The sequence below is a fragment of the Prochlorococcus sp. G5PB11 genome (assembly GCF_059772425.1).
Genome location: NZ_CM186287.1, coordinates 66762 through 84310, shown reverse-complemented (window position 1 = coordinate 84310; position 17549 = coordinate 66762). Strand labels below are relative to the sequence as shown.

Sequence of the window (17549 nt, the reverse complement as noted above, 5' to 3'; positions counted from 1 at the left end):
ATTTAGTTATAAATCAGTTTCTATTAAGTTAGTTTCAATATAATCAATGACCTTGTTATAAATTGACTTATTTTCTGACTTAAATGTATCATACAAATCAATCGAATTAAAATCAAAAAATAGTCGACTCTCATCAGTAAGTGACTTAGTTATAAAATCAATAGAAGTTTTCAAATGGAAATTATCTAGCGAATCAGATATCTTCTTACTCTGAAATGACTTAACAGATTCTTGACAATAATTAGTCAATTCAGGACTCTTTGTCATGACAGTAAAAATATCTTTTTTAATCACAGCAGGTCCCATAATACACATATATAAAAGATTTATCATTGAAGAATTACTTAAAGGTATTTCATATTTCCTCAAGATATGTGGCCAATAATTTAAAGAATTTATTCCTTCTAAAGCTCCACGTTTAAGACCAGATTTTTCGCACCATTCTATAAACTCATCTACCCCTTTTGGACATCTTTTTAACTCAATCATCCTCTCAGCAAGGACTTCCCCAGCCTGAAAGTTCCTTGTTGGATTACCACTAACAGGCAACATCATGCTCCCTCTGACATCAGCAACCATAGCTGTCAACTGACTAAAAGTATGATCTCTTACCGGGACGAAGTCCCCATCCTTAAGGAAAGATGCATCTATACGTTGGACGATATATCCAAGCTCTGTAATTGGGAAAGGTTGTTTTGTATATAACTTCTCTCTATCAGAGCGACGCATAGAAACATAAGCAGCCTGATCTAGGCATTGATCTAATAAAAGAGTTAATAAAGTTGGAAGCAATCCAGGATTATTCTTATGAAAAGCATGACCAAAGCCAGCTAAAATAGAAGATATATTTTTAGCAGCTTTTATATATTGACCTTCTACGTTATGAACACCTGCAGAAACTTGGATGTTTGGGGAAATTTTATTTAATAATTTTGAACCTAATATTGCATTCATAGCATCTGGATGACAAAAATTAGCAGTAAAACTATCTAATGGATTTCGAAGAGCGCCGTGTCGATGGAAGCCAGAAAAGAAAGCTAAATTATTGAGTTTTTCACACAATACAAAAGATTCATTCTTTTCTTCATCATGACAAAATGATCCAACCAAGCATGCAATTAAAACATTATCTCGATTAAGCCTTTTTCTAAGCTTAAATGCTAAATCAACATCGTTTATTATATGCTTACTATTTGAGCCTAAAACAACCAATTCACAGTTAATTATTAAATCTTCAAGAGTATTATATTTTCCGGAATTATCAACATTGGAAACTGCCATAGATTCAATTTTAGTTTTTATACCGTTATCCATTTCTGAAAGATCAACATCAGAGAAAGCCCCAAAGAGTTCTCTTCCTTCTCTAGGAGCTAAAAGAATGTTTAATCCTTGCTTATGCAATGCACAATTATAGGCAAGAGAGGCAGGATATAAACCAACGCTATAAAATCCAACTTTTCCGTTCAAAACCTCACTAATTCTTTTAGCTATAGGCTCACTTGAATAAGGTTCAGTAAAGAAGCTATTAGTTAAATCCTTCTCAAACACAGTTTATTTGCATTCAATTTCATTATATACAAAAAGAAGAAATTTTTAAAAAAGAGTTTTTATAATACTGAATATATATCTATATACTTATTTAAGGATAAGAACTACAAGAAAGAGTATATTTATTTGAAATATACTAAACAAAATTTTAAAGCTTCTTTTATGAATATTAGTAAACCAAAAGAAGAAATTATCAACACAATAACAAATGAAGAAAATATTCTAATAGTTCAGGATCTTGACGGGGTATGTATACCCCTTGTTCAAGACCCTCTAAAAAGAAAGATCGAAAAAGAATATGTGGAGGACGTTTCAAAATTAAGAGAGAAGTTTTCAGTACTAACCTGTGGCGAGCATGAGGGTAGAAGAGGTGTTAATCGTTTAGTAGAAAAGGCACTTAATTCAAGAACTAAAGCAAAAGAAAATGGCTTATACTTACCCGGTCTAGCGGCCTGTGGAGTTGAGTTTCAAGATAGATTTAGCAATTCATCCTATCCAGGGCTTAATGATAATGAGATTGATTTTTTAACAAAAGTGCCAAAGATGATGCGATTAATGTTAACTAATGAACTAAAGAAATTTTTACCAAATCTTTCAAATGACTTAAGAACCAAATTAATTGATGTAGCTGTATGTGATACACGTTTCACTCCCACTCTTAATTTCAATGAAATCTTTACCTTGGTTAAAAATGATTTAAAAAAAGTAAAAAGTTTGCAATTGGTTATGGAAAAAATAATGAATAATTTACTAGAAGATTCTAAAAGTATTGGATTAGAAAACTCTTTTCATCTGCATTTAATGCCAAACTTAGGTGTAAAAAATGGAAAAGAAATTATGAAATATGCGTCTCAGAATGATTTCGGAACGACAGATATACAATTTATTATCAAGGGTGCAATAAAAGAGGCAGGTCTTTTATTGTTATTAAATAAATATATTTCAAACAAAACAGGTGTCTATCCTTTTGGCGCAAGCTTCAATGTTAGAAATGCTCCAAAGTCACTTAATAAATTAATAGACCTATGCAGAGATAAAATTCCTCGTGATCAAATGCCTCTGCTAGTAGGTATTGGTGATACAGTTACTTCCGTCAAAGATGATAAAAAAAATTCATGGTTAAGAGGTGGAAGTGACAGAGGCTTCTTAACCTTGATACAACGGCTAGGAGAATCATATAAGAAAGATAATCAAGTTATATTTGTCAACAGCTGTAATGATCAAGTATCAAGACCAAGAGTTAATGGAACTGACATGAAAGGCATTAGTGACCCTAGTGATGATTTAAAATTTAATATGATTATCAATGATGGTCCACAAGAATATATAAAATGGTTTAGACAATTAGCTAGCAAATTCTAGATTATCAATAAAATATTTTCACACAAATAAAGATTCAAGCTATAATGTAAATAGATATTAATCATATATATATTTATTTATGGTAATAACTAAAACAAAGTTCCCAAAAATCAAAAGAGATAATCTCGATACTTTACAAATAAATATAGGATATAAATGTAATCAAGCTTGTAGTCATTGTCACGTTGATGCCAGCCCAAGCAGGACAGAAATGATGAGTGATGATATTATAGAACTTATCCCGAAAGTTATAAAAGCTAATAACATTAAGCTATTAGATATTACCGGAGGAGCGCCCGAGCTGCATCCTAAATTTAAACAATTAGTCAAAGAAGTTCGTAGTCTTAATGTTGAAGTGATGGACAGATGTAATTTAACAATACTTACAGAACCAGATCATGAAAACTTAGCAAGTTTTTTATCATCAAATAAAGTTCAAATAACAGCATCCCTTCCTTGTTATCTCGAAGAAAATGTTGACAAACAAAGGGGAAAAGGTGTTTTTAAAAAAAGCATATTAGGTCTTAAACAGCTTAATTCTTATGGATACGGTATTAAAGGTAGTGATCTAGTTTTGAATCTTGTTTATAATCCCGGCGGCCCACAACTTCCACCATCACAAATAGAACTAGAAGATACTTATAGAAGAGAACTTAAAGAAAGGCACGGTATTTTTTTTTCAAATTTATTTGTTTTAGCGAATATGCCAATTAATAGATACGAAAAATACTTACAACTAATTGGAAAACTAAACGAATATAATAAATTACTTAAAGATAATCATAACCCCGTCAACCTTGGTTCAGTAATGTGTAGGACAACATTGAGTGTTGATTGGGAAGGTTATCTATATGATTGTGATTTCAACCAACAACTTGGGATGAGGAGAGATGGTGAAATAAAGCACTTGGGTGATCTATTAATTCCATTGGTTTCATTGAAGAACAATCCTATTTCAATAGGAAATCATTGTTTTGGCTGTACTGCTGGAGCTGGTTCTAGTTGTGGAGGAGAATTAACTTAAGAAAAGGTTTATTTGTTAAGACACATCGGACATAATGCTCTTACATTTAGCGATGATTCTAATAATTTAAATCCAAAATTTTTAGCTGCTGCTTTACCAGCATTAATAACTTCATTATTTTCAAACTCTTCTGTCCTGCCACAGCGAATACAAATCAAATGATGATGATCGGGATGATCGTGACTAAGCAATTCAAACCTATTTCCGCCCTCACTTAAATCAAGTTCATTAAGAAAAGTCATCTTGACCAAAAGTCTTAAAGTTCTGTAAATAGTCGCAAGAGAAACTTTTTCCCCAGAAGTTGTCAGCTTGGAATGCACCTCCTCCGCGCTGAGATGTATTCCGGATCCGATCTCCTCAAATAAAGAAAGAACTTTTTTCCTTTGAGGAGTCATTCTTTTACCATCTGATCGAAGGCCCGATTCAAAAGGAGAAGGATGAGTACGATAAGAGGAAGGAGGAGAAATCAATATCAGCTTTATTTTCTCAATAGCTTAGCGTAATGAGAACCGCCTGCAACACAAATGATATGCAACAAAGTGTTTTAGTTGTAAATGATGTCTATTTTTTAGAGAATGATTTATATTTAATTTATACAAAAATATCCTAAAATGGATCAGTTTTCAAGAAAGACTCCTCCCTTAAATAGATTAAATAATAATAGGAAAGTAATCTTAGAGGATGAAACATTACTACTTATTATGGATATGCAAGAAAAGCTTATTAATAATATTAAAGGGAATCAACTACTAATATTTAACATAAAAAAACTAATAGATGCATGCAATTTACTAAATGTTCGTATCGCCATTACTGAACAAAATCCATTAAAGCTAGGCATGACTTTAGAATCAGTTTTAGAAAACAATAAATATCCTAAATTTGAAAAAATGGAATTCAGTTGTAGCAAGAACGATCGGTTTATAAATTACATTAAAAAATATGATTTTAAAAATATAATAGTTTGTGGAATTGAGAGTCATATATGTATTCTACAAACATCGATTGATCTTTTATCACAAGGGTTTAACATCATTATCCCAAGAGATGCTATTGGGAGTAGAAGTGATATAGATAATGATACTGCTTTTTTACGCCTCATATCTTCTGGAGCAGTTGCATCAACGACTGAAAGTCTAATATGTGAATTATGTAAGAGCTCTAATAGAAAAGAATTTAGGGAGATTAGTAAAATTTTAAAAAATTCATTTTCAAATTAAATAATAAGAAAATAGCTAGACAAAAATTTTTTTTCAGGCAATCTGAAATAAAAGTAAACTGACATCATGGATGATTTTTATAAAAACATAATTATCTCATTACTTACTTTTAGTGTAGGTTGCATTATTTCCCTAGTAAGTCCAAAAGTACTAAAAAAGGTTTTAAGGAAAATAACCTCTGCGACACAAAGCAAAACAGATGACTACATAGCTACTCTTTTAATTGAAACTATTAAGCCTTTAGGCTTTATCTTAAGTTTCATTGTCGCATGGAAAGTTTTACTCATTGGTGGAATAGTAGACAAGACATTGATTGGAATAAGCAAGTTTTTATGCCTTATATATGTAGTCAGATTTGTAAATAGAGTCTTCTTAAAAATAATTCAAAGATGGGCGTCCAAGATCAATGATCAATCTATCAGTGAAATGATTCGTTCTCTCAGTCCAATGGTTGGTGCATCTGTTTGGAGTCTAGGAGTAATTTTTTATCTTCAAAATATGGGCGTACAAATGGCAGCTATTTGGGCTCTATTAAGTGCAGGGGGTATAGGTGCGGGACTCGCCTTAAAGGAACCCGTTCAAGAATTCTTCGAATACATAACTATCCTCCTTGACAAACCATTTCAAAGTGGTCAGTTTATACATATTGATGGAATTTGGGCAAAAGTTGAGAGCGTAGGTGTTAGATCAACACGTTTAAGGAGTATTAATGGAGAAGCAATAGTTATGAGTAATAGCAGACTCACGAATGGAGTAATCTCAAATTATGCTGAGATGAAGAAAAGAAGACTGGTTCATAAATTGGGGGTGGTATATGAAACCACATACGAACAAACAAAAAACATACCTGAAATGATCAAAAGTATCGTTGACAATACTGAAAATGCAATCTTCGATCGATGTCATTTTATCGAATTCGCTAATAGCAGTCTTGATTTTGAACTTGTTTATTACATTCCCACAAGTGATTATCTTCAAGCAATGTCAGCTCAACAGGAGATTAATCTAAAAATAATGAAGAAGTTCCAACTTGAAAATATTAGCTTTGCATACCCAACCCAAACAATTCATGTTAATAAATAAAGTGTAATTATCTAAGTTTTTTATCAATTATTAATTTAGATAATTCCCATAATTTATCAGCTAAATCTTCTCTTTGGGCATCATTACTTATATTGGTCTTCTCAAAAATAAATTTACCTGATGAAACAATTTTATTACTATAGTAATTGAAACCAGGTTTATTATATTTAGTTGAACAAGTCAAATGACACAGAAGTAACCCTGCTTGTTTGTTTGAGGTAGTTATTCTTAAAATATCTCTGGCTAAAAAAGCAAATAATACCTGACCTAGTTGATTATATTTTCTACTATACCTAAAAAAACCTTGACTATCTCTAGAGATAACTAAACCTGGAGCCCAAGCAATCACTGGGATTGATAAGTTTTTATTTCTCAAATTACTACTTAATTTTTTTGAAAAAAGAATATTACACAATTTACTATCCTTATATGCTTTATCAGCATTAAATTTACTTCCATCAATCATTTCAAATCCAGCACCTAATGCTAATCCTTCTAAGTTTCCTAAGCTGGCCCTAGCTCCTACTCTCCCTCCACCACTGTTAGGATTATGAACCTCTGATGAGGTAACAATTATTTTTGGATTATTACTTTTATCTATTAATGGGAAAATCTTTTGTGTGAGATAGAAATGTGATAAATGATTAACCGCAAAAGTTAATTCCATTCCCTGAGTTGACCATCTAGGTTTTTTTGATCCTGTATATTGAAGGCCCGCATTCATAATTAGAATATCGATCTTCAATCGTCTTTTCTTAATTTCTAAACATAGAGAGTCAATACTTTTCAAATCAGAAAGATCCATTACAGGAGTATAAATTTCTCCTTTTCTAGATAATTTAGCTGGAAATTGATTAAAAATATTAGTTAATAATTCATTCGCTCTATAAATATTTTTGCATGGTAAAATTAGATTATGGCCAAGAGAAATTAATTTTAAAGCTGCTTGATAACCAATACCTGATGAGCCACCGGTGATGAAAATAGTTAAAGGTTTATACTTTTTCAAATCGTCTGATTTACTTGCCATAAATTTGTAGTTTTAATATTTAAATGATTTTGGATTTAAATTCAATTGTTTATTAGTTCAATTTTTAATCAAAAAGTCTTCATAGATACTTAAAAACAAAATAAAATCATTAAGTTGATAAAAAACATTAATACTATTCATTGTTAATGCCATCACCAGCTATTGTTGATTCTATAGGCAGAGGTGATTAAAGTGGAAATTCAAGGAGGCAAACAAATAACTAAATATTATTACAAGAATTTAACCTCTATTTTTCGACTCCAACCAAACGGCAATGTTCCTCAAGAGGAACCATGAAGACTAGTGCATTAAAAGATGCTCTAATACTAGGTTCAGGCCCAGGTGCACTATCAATTGCGGCAGCATTAGCAAGTGAAAACTTAAATGTTCAAATCTTATCGGAACAATCTCCAAAGGAGCCATGGCCCTTCACGTATGGTATTTGGGGTGAAGAGGTTGACGAGCTTGGACTAAGTCATTTGCTAGAACATCGATGGATTAACACCATTAGTTATTTTGGAGAAGGCGACAAAGATCCAAATTCGAAGAAAAATGAAGTTACAAAGCACAATCGAGATTATGGTCTTTTTGATAAAAATAAATTACAAGCGTATTGGTTACAACAATGCAATAAAGCTGAAATAGAATGGCATAAAGGATCAGCAATCAACTTAGAAACCAATCATTTAATTAGCACAGTTAAGACTTCTAATGGTAAAGAACTAAATGCTCGGTTAGTAATTGACGCAACGGGTTACAAACCAGTTTTTATTAAAGCTCCTAACCAAGGGCCAGTAGCAGTTCAAACTTGTTATGGAATTGTAGGAGAATTCAATACCCCACCCGTTGAAGAAGGTCAATTTGTACTAATGGATTATCGTTGTGACCATTTGGATCCAGAAGAAAGAAAACAAGCTCCAACATTTTTGTACGCTATGGACATGGGAGATGGAAAGTTTTTCTTAGAAGAAACATCCCTAGGTCTTTTCCCACCAGTCTCACTTGATGAGTTAAAAAGAAGACTGGAAAAAAGATTAGAGACCAGAGGTATAAAAATAAAAAGTCTTGAGCATGAAGAGCATGGATCATATTTGCCAATGAACATGCCTATCCCAGACTTAACGCAACCGGTCCTTGGCTTTGGAGGTTCTGCTGGAATGGTTCATCCTGCATCGGGATATATGGTTGGCAGTCTTTTAAGAAGGGCTCCTAAAGTTGCCAAAGCCCTTTCATTGGCAATGAAAGATCAAAAAGCATCCTCAGCCTCACTCGCTAAGAAAGGCTGGCAAGTATTATGGCCATCGGAACTTAGAAGAAAGCAGGCTATTTATAAATTTGGATTAGAAAAATTAATGCGATTTGAAGAGAAGTTACTCAGAGGATTTTTTGTTGAGTTTTTTAGTTTGCCTAATAAACAATGGTATGGATTCCTTACAAATACACTTAGCCTTAAAGAATTAATATCTGCTATGTGGAAAATGTTTAGAAAATCACCTTGGTCTATCAAACAAGGCTTGATGAACATGCATGGTAGAGAATTGAATTTATTATTCAAAGCATTACTAATTAATAATAAATGAGAAAGATTCTTATAAGTGGATCAAGTAGAGGAATAGGTAAAGCGATAGCTTTAAAATTACTTAAGGAAGGACACTACATAAGCTTAGGAGTAAGAAAGAAAGAAGATTTAATCAAAACAAAATTAGACCCAAAATTAAATAAATCAAATAGATTGATTATAAACAGCTACGATGCAACAAATGAAAATTCATCAAAGGAATGGATAGAAAGAACAGTAAAAATTTTTAAAAATATTGACACTATAATTCATTGCGCAGGAATTTTTAAAAGAACAAGTCTTATTTTTAATGATAATGATATGGAAGATATTGAAAATTTATGGAAAGTTAATGTAATGGGACCTTGGATATTAACAAAAAATTCATGGAAGTACTTATCAAGAAATAATTCAGGACGAATAATTGTATTGGTGTCGATGAGTGGAAAACGTTCAAAAGGCGACTTGGCTGGTTATTCAATGAGCAAATTCGCTTTAATGAGTCTATGCCAAACAATGCGAAATGAAGGATGGGAAAAAGGTATTAGAGTTACTGCTATTTGCCCAGGATGGGTAAATACAGACATGGCTAAAGAAATAAATCATTTTCCGAAAAAAGATATGACCCAAGCAAATGATATTGCAAATATATGTTCAAATTTACTTGATTTACCAAATAGTGCTGTTCCCTTTGAAATCGCCATAAATTGTCAACTTGAAAAAGCAATTTAGAGCAAAAGGTTTCTTTAACTAAATAGGATTAGTAGTTTTCTTGAATGTGTTCAAGACTCCCAGAATTGCCTTACGGAGATACTTATGAAAGTAATTTCTATAAAAACTTCCAATTGCTTTACCTACAGAATATGTTCGTTGTATGAGACCAACTATAAAATTAAAAAGCCACAAACATAGCAAAACAGTAATAGCCAAAGAAGCGATAGAGTAGACCTTATTAAGCTGTTCTTGTATTGGTTCTAAAAACTGAAGGTAATCAGAAATGTTCATATTTTCTATAGAACCTTAGCTATTAAGTATCTTTATAGCCATAATTCAATTATCAAGCAAGAAATTATAAATTATATGTATGGAAACAAAAGGGCCTCAGATCAAAATGCAAGTGAAAAATGGGAAAGAGTATATAGAACATATGCGAATGAAGTCATCGAAATAGCAATCAAAAAGCCATTTAATCTGTTAGAAATCGTCGAGAAAAGCGGAAGATCATCAACATCGTAGCCTCCAAAGCTACCAAAAATTGCAAGTGACCACATAGGAAGAGAGGAAAATACTATTGAAAGGAAAAAACTAAAAATTAACATATTATTTATTAGAAATGAAATCAAAAAAGCTATGGTTGCAAATAACAAAGACCCATTTAAACCTATTCTTAACTCTTCGTTTAAGGTTTTTGGTAATTTACTTTTACCTTCTAAATGCTTTCTACAATTATCAACTTCTGATTCGGACAAACGAAAATAGTTCGTATCTGGGATTCTTTTTTTCTTATAAAGTCTTAGCAATCTCGCCTGAAAGGATTTGGAATCATTAGTTTTGAAAGAAGAGATTATTTCACAAGGTTTCATTTTGCTAGCCTCACTTTTCAAATCAGAAGTGCATCCGAGTTTATATAAATCACCATTTTTTATTAAATAAACAAATTCTGACATAATTTAATTCTCTTGAGAAATGATGCTATTGAAATATAAAAACAATGGATTATATATTTATAGTAAAATATAATTTCCAAGGAAAAACATAAAGGATATGCTTATGAAGAATATCCTTTATGTTTTATAAGATTCACTAAACATATATTGGAATAGGTCACAAGATGATTTTAACAGGAAAATTATGAAGCACAATATTCTATATAGCTTTAGACGATGTCCTTACGCCATTAGAGCCAGATGGGCTTTAGTAAATACAAATCAGATAGTGGAGTTAAGAGAGGTCATACTAAAGAATAAACCTATTGAATTAATTCAAATCTCAAAGAAAGCAACTGTACCTGTATTGAAAACTAGTTTAAATAAAGTAATTGATGAGAGTCTAGACATCATGATATGGAGTATTGAAAGATCAAATATGCATGCATTGCTTGGTAAAAATAGTGCTAAATCACAAGAAATATTTAGTCTCATAGAAACAAATGATAAAATATTTAAATATCATTTGGATCGATATAAATATGCATCTAGATTCAATTTAGAGGAATCAGAAACTCATCGAACTGCTGGCATGAAAATACTTTTATCTTTAAATAATAGATTAAAAGAATTTTCAAATAAAGGCAAACCGCTATTTCTTGTTGATGCAAAAGAAACTCTAGCCGATTGGGCCATCTGGCCATTTGTAAGGCAGTTTAGAATAGCGGAAATCAAAAAGTTTGATCAAAACCATGAAATCAAGTTCTTAAGAAGTTGGTTAAATTATTATTTAACTCACAAAAAATATTCAGTAGTCATGAAAAAGAATGAACCTTGGTGCAAGCAAAATGATCCCATTATCTTTGGAGAATAAAGTAGAAAGTCATTCTGAGGACCTTCTTTTATCAATGATTCTTGATAGTTCTAAGAAATAGCCAGCTGTGCAAAATTTACCTAGATTTCTATCTCTGTTTCCTATATCGCTCCTAAACTCGGCAGTCTCTGCCATAACTAAATCCAACTGATCCTGAGGCAACTCATAAAGTTCTCTTAATTCAACCTCTTTCCCTAGAAGATGACTTTTAAACCATTTTTCTTTTAATTCTTGTGGAGGAATATCTTTGTAAATTTGTCGGTTCATATAAAAGGGGAGAGAAATAGTTTATTAAAACTAACATTTTTATAAGTTATGACTTCTCTTAAGTGTATTAATTGTCATGCTGAGGCTTTAATATATTTGGACTGCAAAGATATTGCGACTGCGCATAAAGATAATGAAATTACTCCACAAAATTCTGTCCACTCCCTAAGCCCAAAATTACTAATAAACAAAGGCGCTATTACAGTAATTAATCCTCCAGAAAGAAGCGGTTGAAGAAATAATTGCTTAATAGAAAATACAGGTAAAGTATTAGTAGAATTTCTTGGATCAGCCAATCTCAAAAGCAATAGTCCACTGGCTGCAACCCCCGTTGAATTTCCAAACTCTGCTATCGCTCTTTCAAACCATTCTTCTTTAAAAAATAATTTAGAAAAAATCAACATTCCTGCAAGATTCCAAACTAACCCCCCAATGGCCAAAATAGTTATGGGTAACCAGTAGTCAACCAATAAAGGTAAATTCAATCCCGCCATAGCAGTAATGATAAGCAAATCTGTTGAGAGTATCCCAATCTCACGTTGAAAAAGTGATGAGACAAATTTTGTATTCCCAGTTTTTTCTAATGAAAATCTTATAAGAAATGAACCAATTAAAGCCAGTGGGAATACAGGGAAAGCTAATATCACCTGCTTACTTATATCTCCTAAGTATTGAGAAGATAGTCTTAAACAATAGAGTAAAAAGATACCAACTAATACCGCTAATCCTGCTAGAGCAAAGTTATACAGAAGCAACTTAAATTGTTCAATTGGTTTAAATTCTAAATTTATATCATTCAAATCATTTCTGATCTCTTCTTCAGCAGGTACTAGCCATCCAAAGAACCTACCTAGCACGACCAAACCGCTCCCTAATAAAGTTGAAGATAGTAAGCCTACAGTTGCCATAGCAAAACCTAGATCTAATCCCTCTGGGAAACCTAACGTCCTAAAACTATCTCCCATGATTGCAGCAGCCCCGTGTCCTCCTTCAAAACCAACCTCAATAATGCATCCCATCAGTGGATCTACCCCTAAATAAGGAAGTAGAAATGACAATACAATTATCCCGCCAACAACATATTGGCCAAAACCCAGAACAAGTCCCAACAATGCCTGCGAGGCAACTGGTTTCCATAAAACGCTGATTCTCGGAATAGGTCTCCCTAACATTAAAGTCGCAAAAACCAAGGTAAGCAAAGGAGTTGGCAATTGCATCCATGTACTCAAAACCCTTTCTGGCAATAATGAAAAAGGTCCATAAGGACCAATTAAAAAGCCTAATGCTCCAACTAAAAGGGCTATTGGGATACCAAATCTTTCTAACTTCATCGCAGAATCCAATCGTCTGCCAAGGGTTAAAAGAATCCCTATGATTCCAAGCAAACCCAAGGAAAGGACTAATGTTGGGATTGCATTAATTTTATATAGGTCATCAAAACCAAAGATCAACTGGCTCATCTATTAGTTCACTTAAGAAATAAATAAAACCTAGAAAAATAATATCCCATATGAATATTTAATATCCAAATCAAATTTTGTTCTTATTATATCTCAACCACTCTTTTACTTCCCCCTAATTTTTAGTAAATATCTGATTAAGCATGAATTAGCTCATGATTAAATAAATTTATTTATAATAAAAATAAAATTCCATATATACTTAATTAATAAAAAAATATCTGCATTTGAAATGAGATAAGCCAAACCAATTTTTAATATTAAATCAAATTAATTGCTTTTTTCCATATTTAGAAATTATAACTCTCTGATTATAAGTTTAAATAAATCATTCATTTAACATTGTCCATCACTTAAACATCAAGCAATAAAAAATAACACTACTCAATAAAAAAGACCCTCATAAAGAGTGGCCTTTTTATTGAGTTAATTTTATTTAACTACTTTAATGATACGGAAGCAGTATCAAGATTACTCAAAGCATTAGTTACTCGCTTGAAATCGAATCCCATTGCCCTTAGAGCATGCCAAAGATGACCTTGGATAAAGAAGAAGCCAAAGTAATAATGAACGTTAGAGAGCCACGCACGAGATGTATGAGCTCCGTTAGGGAGATCAACAGTATCTATCCAGTAAGGAGAAATGCCAAACTTAAGTGCTAATGGTTCACCGAACCATTCAACCGGATAGACAGTAGTGTTTTGCGCGCACCAGAATGCTGCAACAACTGCCATCCAGCCAATACCAGCTAGAGACCAAGAAAGAATAGCTTCTGCGGAAAGAAGACCAGCTCCTTTGAACTTCGTATATTCTCCAACTTGCTTAGTAGCGATATGGAAGGCTCCACCAGTAATTTCCAAGAAAGCCAAGAAAGCATGACCTCCCATAACATCTTCCAAACTATCAATTGTAAGGAAGTCAAACTGATGATCCCAAATATGACTCAAATTAAGGTCATATTCAACCTGGCGAATAGCACCAACTGCAGGATCATAAATTCCATGAATTCTGGCCCATTCAACGAACCAAATACAAGCAACACCAAAGAAAATCAAATGATGTCCAAGGATGAAAGTCTGGTTGTCAGGGTTATCCCATTCAAGTTTAAATTTCCTAGCTTGAACTACTGAAGAGTCCTGCATATCGCTAGAGAAAAGCAATGAATGCATTAATCCACCAGCGCCATAAACCATGGACAAAACTAAGTGAACGACTGCAATTGAAACGACTGCAGTACCACCCACAAAAGTACCTGTCTCATCAAAACCTAAACCTAGAGCTGCTAAATGAGGAAGCGCAATTAAAGGCTGATGACCCATTGGTACAGATGGGTCAAAACGAGCCAATTCAAATAACGTGAAGGCACCAGCCCAGAAAGCAATCAAGCCGGTATGAGCGGCATGTGCAGCAATAAATTTGCCTGAGCGGTTGGTGACCCCTGAGTTGCCAGCCCACCACCCGTAGGTGACACCTGGATTTCCATAGGTCTGCATTAGAAGTGCAATTTTTTCAAAACCGATCGGAGGTTACTGCAAATTCACGAAATAAACATGCAAGAGAAAGAATCTGTAAATTTTTTTTATTATTTAAATCCCACAGAACTAAAAAAATTATCAGAAAAATAATTTTTGAAATAGAAAAAACAGAACGCAGAGTATTAATTACATATGAAACCATGCATTCCCTCAAACTAAGAATCTTTTAATTAAAGAATTGTTTGATACATAAAAAAAATTTATATCAGGCATTCGAAACCAATCAAGGGGAAAAATCAATACAATCACACTCAAATATGTAATTAATATAAAAGATCAATTTGCTGTCTTTTTTTACAACTATTAAATAATTAAATACATTTATGTTAACGCCATGGCATTGAAACGATTTAATGGCCTAGAGATGGAGACAGAGGATCACTATAGAGAAAAAGCGAATTCCTATAGAACTTCCCCTCAATACGGAAAAATGATTTCTCTTTATCCAGTTCTTGAGTCGACCATCAAAGAATGTAAAGGAGAAAATCTAGTAGCTTAGAACACAATATTTTTATAAAATCTACTCATTGAAATCTTTTATTGGTTAAGCAGCTATTTGCTGAACCGAAACATGATTTTCTTTCCAATTTTCAACAACTTCTTTACATAGACTTATACAATAAAAAGGTATTGGTTTCCATGGCAATTGATCTGGATCAGTCGAACTTCTCCAATGAAAGCCAGGTTTCAAATATCCTTCTTCTCTCAAAGTCTCTAACGTTTGCTCATTAACTTTTAAAAAAGCACTAGCTTCTTTTTTTGACAACCAATTAGAAGGATCTATCATATTTAGTAAGTCTTTCTCTTTTTTTAACGTAAAGATCTAAAAAAAGAAAGATTATGTATTGCGAAACCAGGGTCTAATGAAATCCTTGGTTATGGGTATTGTTAAGCCAGAATCAATAGATAAATGCGTAAAGGTATCAGTTATTTTCTCAATGCTATTAATACCATCAAAATTCTTTGAACAATTTCTTTCATTCCATCCACATTCCCAATAAGACGAATCAATTAATTGAGACCAAGAAACTTTCACAACCAAACTCGATTCAAGAACAGAAATCAAAATGACCCATCTATCCTCGAGTGTGCCTCCATAATTAATAGCGACAAAATGTGTCTGCCCTTCAATTAAAAATTTACTAGTCCATGCTTTTAAAGGAGGCCAAATCATAAAAAAGGTAAATTTTTTCTCAATTTTAAAGTATCAATCTTTTAGATTTAATAAGTCAAAATTATTTTTTATTATTCTTTAATTTGATATAATCTTTTCTAATTGATTTCAATAATTCTTTTTTCTTTTTCATTGATTCGTCCTTTTCTTTAGAATCTATTTCCAGCCTTTCTTCTTTGGATAGATCCATCCATCGATATATATTTGAAGTAGATTTAATCTTTTTCTGATTTTTTTTTCTCTGTCTTTTAAAAATAAATTGAGGGATCATCTTTTTGTAAAAATAAATTAATTAAAACTATACATAATTTTTTTTATTTAAGAATAAATAAAAAAATACAGTTTGTATCAACTAATTTTAACTCCCCTCACCTAGCTTCCAGAGATTTATGTCTGTATTCTCGATTTCTTGTCGATTGACAACAGATCTAGTATCAAAAATCCAAGCTGGTGATCTCATTAAAGAAGCTAAATAATTCCAATCAAGTCCAAAGAATTCATCCCATGCTGTAAGAATTAAAACAGCATCAACATTTTTCAATGCTTCTGGAATGGAATTAGCCATTTTCCAAATCCCTTGATTATTTAATGAAAACTTTTCTAAATCTTCCTCTATTCTCTCAAATGAGACCTTTGGGTCATAAATTGATAAAACAGCCCCTTCTTCGAGCAAATCGCCAGAAATACTTATTGCAGGAGACTCTCGGGTGTCGTTTGTATTTGCTTTAAAGGAAAAGCCGAGTATTGCAATGTTCTTTCCATTAACTGTACCGAAAAGCTTCTCAAGAACAATTTTGTAGATCCTATCTTGCTGCCAAGTATTTAGTTCCACAACTTGACTCCAGTATTTTGCGACCTCTGGCAACCCAAAATATCCGCTTAAATAAACTAAATTCAAAATGTCCTTTTTAAAGCAACTTCCTCCAAACCCTGGGCCTGCACTAAGAAACTGATTACCTATCCTTTTATCTGTTCCTATTGCTTTTGCAACCTCAGTAACATCAGCCCCAGTAGCTTCACAAAAAGCGGAAATAGAATTTATGGAACTAATTCTTTGAGCAAGAAATGCATTAGCAGCTAATTTTGAAAGCTCGCTACTCCATAAATTCGTACAAATAATCTTTTCATGAGGAACCCAATTCAAATAAATATTAACTAGCGCATCCACAGCCTCAGGATCTTCTCCTCCAATTAAAACCCTATCGGGATTTTCCAAGTCATTAATAGCTGTTCCCTCAGCCAAAAATTCAGGGTTCGATAAGACAGAGAAAGTTTTTGATATTTCATTTTTTTTATTATCTCTATTTGTTGTCATAAGTATCTCCTTTATTGCTTGTGCAGTACGAACTGGAAGAGTACTTTTTTCTATTACTATTGTGTGCCCTTTTGAATATTTAGCTACTTGCCTGGCGCTAGCTTCTACCCAACTAAGATCACTAGCTTGTCCAGCCCCAAGACCTTTTGTTTTTGTTGGAGTGTTAACTGAAATAAAAACCATATCAGCATCAGATATTGCCTTTGCCATTTCCGAACTAAAGAAAAGGTTTCGTCCTCTCGTTCGTGAAATTATTCGATCTAGTCCAGGTTCAAATATTGGCAATTTATTGAGATCTGAATCATTCCATGCATCAATTCGTTCTTTATTGATATCAACAACCCTTACTTCTAAATCGGTACATTTATCTGCAATAACAGACATAGTTGGTCCCCCTACATAACCAGCACCAATACAACATATTTTTTGAATTTTAATAGAGCTCATTTAATA

The 17549-nt window shown here is 32.7% G+C and carries 18 protein-coding genes; 8 read left to right on the top strand and 10 right to left on the bottom strand.

Going from position 1 to position 17549, the window contains the following annotated elements:
• Nucleotides 1–6: 6 nt before the first annotated feature.
• Complete coding sequence (locus AC6EI0_RS00400; protein ID WP_498522579.1) at nt 7–1548, bottom strand: DUF8648 domain-containing protein; 1542 nt, start codon at nt 1546–1548, stop codon at nt 7–9.
• 162 nt (nt 1549–1710) lie between these two features.
• On the opposite strand from AC6EI0_RS00400, the gene stpA reads away from it, so the two are divergent.
• Complete coding sequence (gene stpA / locus AC6EI0_RS00395) at nt 1711–2910, top strand: glucosylglycerol 3-phosphatase (protein WP_498522578.1); 1200 nt, start codon at nt 1711–1713, stop codon at nt 2908–2910.
• A 79-nt stretch (nt 2911–2989) separates the two neighbouring features.
• Nucleotides 2990–3934: an arsenosugar biosynthesis radical SAM (seleno)protein ArsS gene (gene arsS / locus AC6EI0_RS00390; RefSeq protein WP_498522577.1), complete on the top strand. Its 945-nt coding sequence runs from the start codon at nt 2990–2992 to the stop codon at nt 3932–3934.
• An 8-nt stretch (nt 3935–3942) separates the two neighbouring features.
• Here the strand turns inward: arsS and AC6EI0_RS00385 are convergent, their stop codons facing one another.
• On the bottom strand, nt 3943–4410 hold the full coding sequence (locus tag AC6EI0_RS00385) for a Fur family transcriptional regulator (protein WP_498523553.1): 468 nt from the start codon (nt 4408–4410) through the stop codon (nt 3943–3945).
• 135 nt (nt 4411–4545) lie between these two features.
• Here AC6EI0_RS00385 and AC6EI0_RS00380 point away from each other — a divergent pair, with 135 nt between their 5' ends.
• The gene (locus AC6EI0_RS00380) at nt 4546–5154 is read left to right on the top strand and encodes an isochorismatase family protein (RefSeq protein ID WP_498522576.1); all 609 of its coding nucleotides are present in this window, start codon (nt 4546–4548) and stop codon (nt 5152–5154) included.
• Nucleotides 5155–5220: 66 nt separating this feature from the next.
• A complete protein-coding gene (locus AC6EI0_RS00375) occupies nt 5221–6237 on the top strand; it encodes a mechanosensitive ion channel family protein (RefSeq protein WP_498522575.1) in 1017 nt (338 codons plus the stop codon).
• Nucleotides 6238–6244: 7 nt separating this feature from the next.
• Here the strand turns inward: AC6EI0_RS00375 and AC6EI0_RS00370 are convergent, their stop codons facing one another.
• Nucleotides 6245–7267 (bottom strand): SDR family NAD(P)-dependent oxidoreductase, encoded by a 1023-nt coding sequence (locus AC6EI0_RS00370; protein WP_498522574.1) that lies wholly within the window; start codon nt 7265–7267, stop codon nt 6245–6247.
• A gap of 293 nt (nt 7268–7560) precedes the next feature.
• Here AC6EI0_RS00370 and crtL point away from each other — a divergent pair, with 293 nt between their 5' ends.
• Nucleotides 7561–8847, top strand: a complete 1287-nt coding sequence (crtL, locus tag AC6EI0_RS00365) for a lycopene beta cyclase (RefSeq protein ID WP_498522573.1) — start codon at nt 7561–7563, stop codon at nt 8845–8847.
• A complete protein-coding gene (locus tag AC6EI0_RS00360) occupies nt 8844–9557 on the top strand; it encodes an SDR family NAD(P)-dependent oxidoreductase (protein WP_498522572.1) in 714 nt (237 codons plus the stop codon). Before crtL ends, AC6EI0_RS00360 begins: the two co-directional genes overlap by 4 nt.
• A 374-nt stretch (nt 9558–9931) precedes the next feature.
• Here AC6EI0_RS00360 and AC6EI0_RS00355 read toward each other — a convergent pair whose 3' ends face one another.
• Nucleotides 9932–10492: a GIY-YIG nuclease family protein gene (locus tag AC6EI0_RS00355; protein ID WP_498522571.1), complete on the bottom strand. Its 561-nt coding sequence runs from the start codon at nt 10490–10492 to the stop codon at nt 9932–9934.
• Between the two features lie 184 nt (nt 10493–10676).
• On the opposite strand from AC6EI0_RS00355, the gene AC6EI0_RS00350 reads away from it, so the two are divergent.
• Complete coding sequence (locus AC6EI0_RS00350) at nt 10677–11345, top strand: glutathione S-transferase (protein WP_498522570.1); 669 nt, start codon at nt 10677–10679, stop codon at nt 11343–11345.
• A 9-nt stretch (nt 11346–11354) separates the two neighbouring features.
• Here the strand turns inward: AC6EI0_RS00350 and AC6EI0_RS00345 are convergent, their stop codons facing one another.
• The 3 genes from AC6EI0_RS00345 to AC6EI0_RS00335 form a co-directional block, all read right to left on the bottom strand.
• A complete protein-coding gene (locus tag AC6EI0_RS00345) occupies nt 11355–11612 on the bottom strand; it encodes a hypothetical protein (RefSeq protein ID WP_498462464.1) in 258 nt (85 codons plus the stop codon).
• Nucleotides 11613–11686: 74 nt separating this feature from the next.
• A complete protein-coding gene (locus AC6EI0_RS00340; protein WP_498522569.1) occupies nt 11687–13072 on the bottom strand; it encodes a sodium/glutamate symporter in 1386 nt (461 codons plus the stop codon).
• Nucleotides 13073–13512: 440 nt separating this feature from the next.
• Nucleotides 13513–14565, bottom strand: a complete 1053-nt coding sequence (locus AC6EI0_RS00335; protein ID WP_498506980.1) for a chlorophyll a/b binding light-harvesting protein — start codon at nt 14563–14565, stop codon at nt 13513–13515.
• Nucleotides 14566–14941: 376 nt separating this feature from the next.
• Here AC6EI0_RS00335 and AC6EI0_RS00330 point away from each other — a divergent pair, with 376 nt between their 5' ends.
• Nucleotides 14942–15106: a hypothetical protein gene (locus AC6EI0_RS00330; protein ID WP_498522568.1), complete on the top strand. Its 165-nt coding sequence runs from the start codon at nt 14942–14944 to the stop codon at nt 15104–15106.
• A 45-nt stretch (nt 15107–15151) separates the two neighbouring features.
• Here AC6EI0_RS00330 and AC6EI0_RS00325 read toward each other — a convergent pair whose 3' ends face one another.
• The 3 genes from AC6EI0_RS00325 to AC6EI0_RS00315 form a co-directional block, all read right to left on the bottom strand.
• Nucleotides 15152–15394, bottom strand: coding sequence for a helix-turn-helix domain-containing protein (locus tag AC6EI0_RS00325; RefSeq protein WP_498522567.1), 243 nt, complete (start codon nt 15392–15394; stop codon nt 15152–15154).
• 51 nt (nt 15395–15445) lie between these two features.
• Nucleotides 15446–15781 carry a TIGR02450 family Trp-rich protein gene (locus AC6EI0_RS00320; RefSeq protein ID WP_498522566.1) on the bottom strand — a complete coding sequence of 112 codons (336 nt, stop codon included), beginning with the start codon at nt 15779–15781 and terminating at the stop codon, nt 15446–15448.
• Nucleotides 15782–16139: 358 nt separating this feature from the next.
• On the bottom strand, nt 16140–17543 hold the full coding sequence (locus AC6EI0_RS00315) for a nucleotide sugar dehydrogenase (RefSeq protein ID WP_498522565.1): 1404 nt from the start codon (nt 17541–17543) through the stop codon (nt 16140–16142).
• Nucleotides 17544–17549 lie beyond the last annotated feature (6 nt).

Coding starts and splice junctions, on each gene's coding strand:
- AC6EI0_RS00330 (WP_498522568.1), top strand. CDS start 14,942: ATGGCATTGAAACGATTTAATGGCCTAGAGATGGAGACAGAGGATCAC.
- AC6EI0_RS00340 (WP_498522569.1), bottom strand. CDS start 13,072: ATGAGCCAGTTGATCTTTGGTTTTGATGACCTATATAAAATTAATGCA.
- AC6EI0_RS00375 (WP_498522575.1), top strand. CDS start 5,221: ATGGATGATTTTTATAAAAACATAATTATCTCATTACTTACTTTTAGT.
- AC6EI0_RS00320 (WP_498522566.1), bottom strand. CDS start 15,781: ATGATTTGGCCTCCTTTAAAAGCATGGACTAGTAAATTTTTAATTGAA.
- arsS (WP_498522577.1), top strand. CDS start 2,990: ATGGTAATAACTAAAACAAAGTTCCCAAAAATCAAAAGAGATAATCTC.
- AC6EI0_RS00325 (WP_498522567.1), bottom strand. CDS start 15,394: ATGATAGATCCTTCTAATTGGTTGTCAAAAAAAGAAGCTAGTGCTTTT.
- stpA (WP_498522578.1), top strand. CDS start 1,711: ATGAATATTAGTAAACCAAAAGAAGAAATTATCAACACAATAACAAAT.
- AC6EI0_RS00350 (WP_498522570.1), top strand. CDS start 10,677: ATGAAGCACAATATTCTATATAGCTTTAGACGATGTCCTTACGCCATT.
- AC6EI0_RS00335 (WP_498506980.1), bottom strand. CDS start 14,565: ATGCAGACCTATGGAAATCCAGGTGTCACCTACGGGTGGTGGGCTGGC.
- AC6EI0_RS00370 (WP_498522574.1), bottom strand. CDS start 7,267: ATGGCAAGTAAATCAGACGATTTGAAAAAGTATAAACCTTTAACTATT.
- crtL (WP_498522573.1), top strand. CDS start 7,561: ATGAAGACTAGTGCATTAAAAGATGCTCTAATACTAGGTTCAGGCCCA.
- AC6EI0_RS00345 (WP_498462464.1), bottom strand. CDS start 11,612: ATGAACCGACAAATTTACAAAGATATTCCTCCACAAGAATTAAAAGAA.
- AC6EI0_RS00315 (WP_498522565.1), bottom strand. CDS start 17,543: ATGAGCTCTATTAAAATTCAAAAAATATGTTGTATTGGTGCTGGTTAT.
- AC6EI0_RS00360 (WP_498522572.1), top strand. CDS start 8,844: ATGAGAAAGATTCTTATAAGTGGATCAAGTAGAGGAATAGGTAAAGCG.
- AC6EI0_RS00355 (WP_498522571.1), bottom strand. CDS start 10,492: ATGTCAGAATTTGTTTATTTAATAAAAAATGGTGATTTATATAAACTC.
- AC6EI0_RS00380 (WP_498522576.1), top strand. CDS start 4,546: ATGGATCAGTTTTCAAGAAAGACTCCTCCCTTAAATAGATTAAATAAT.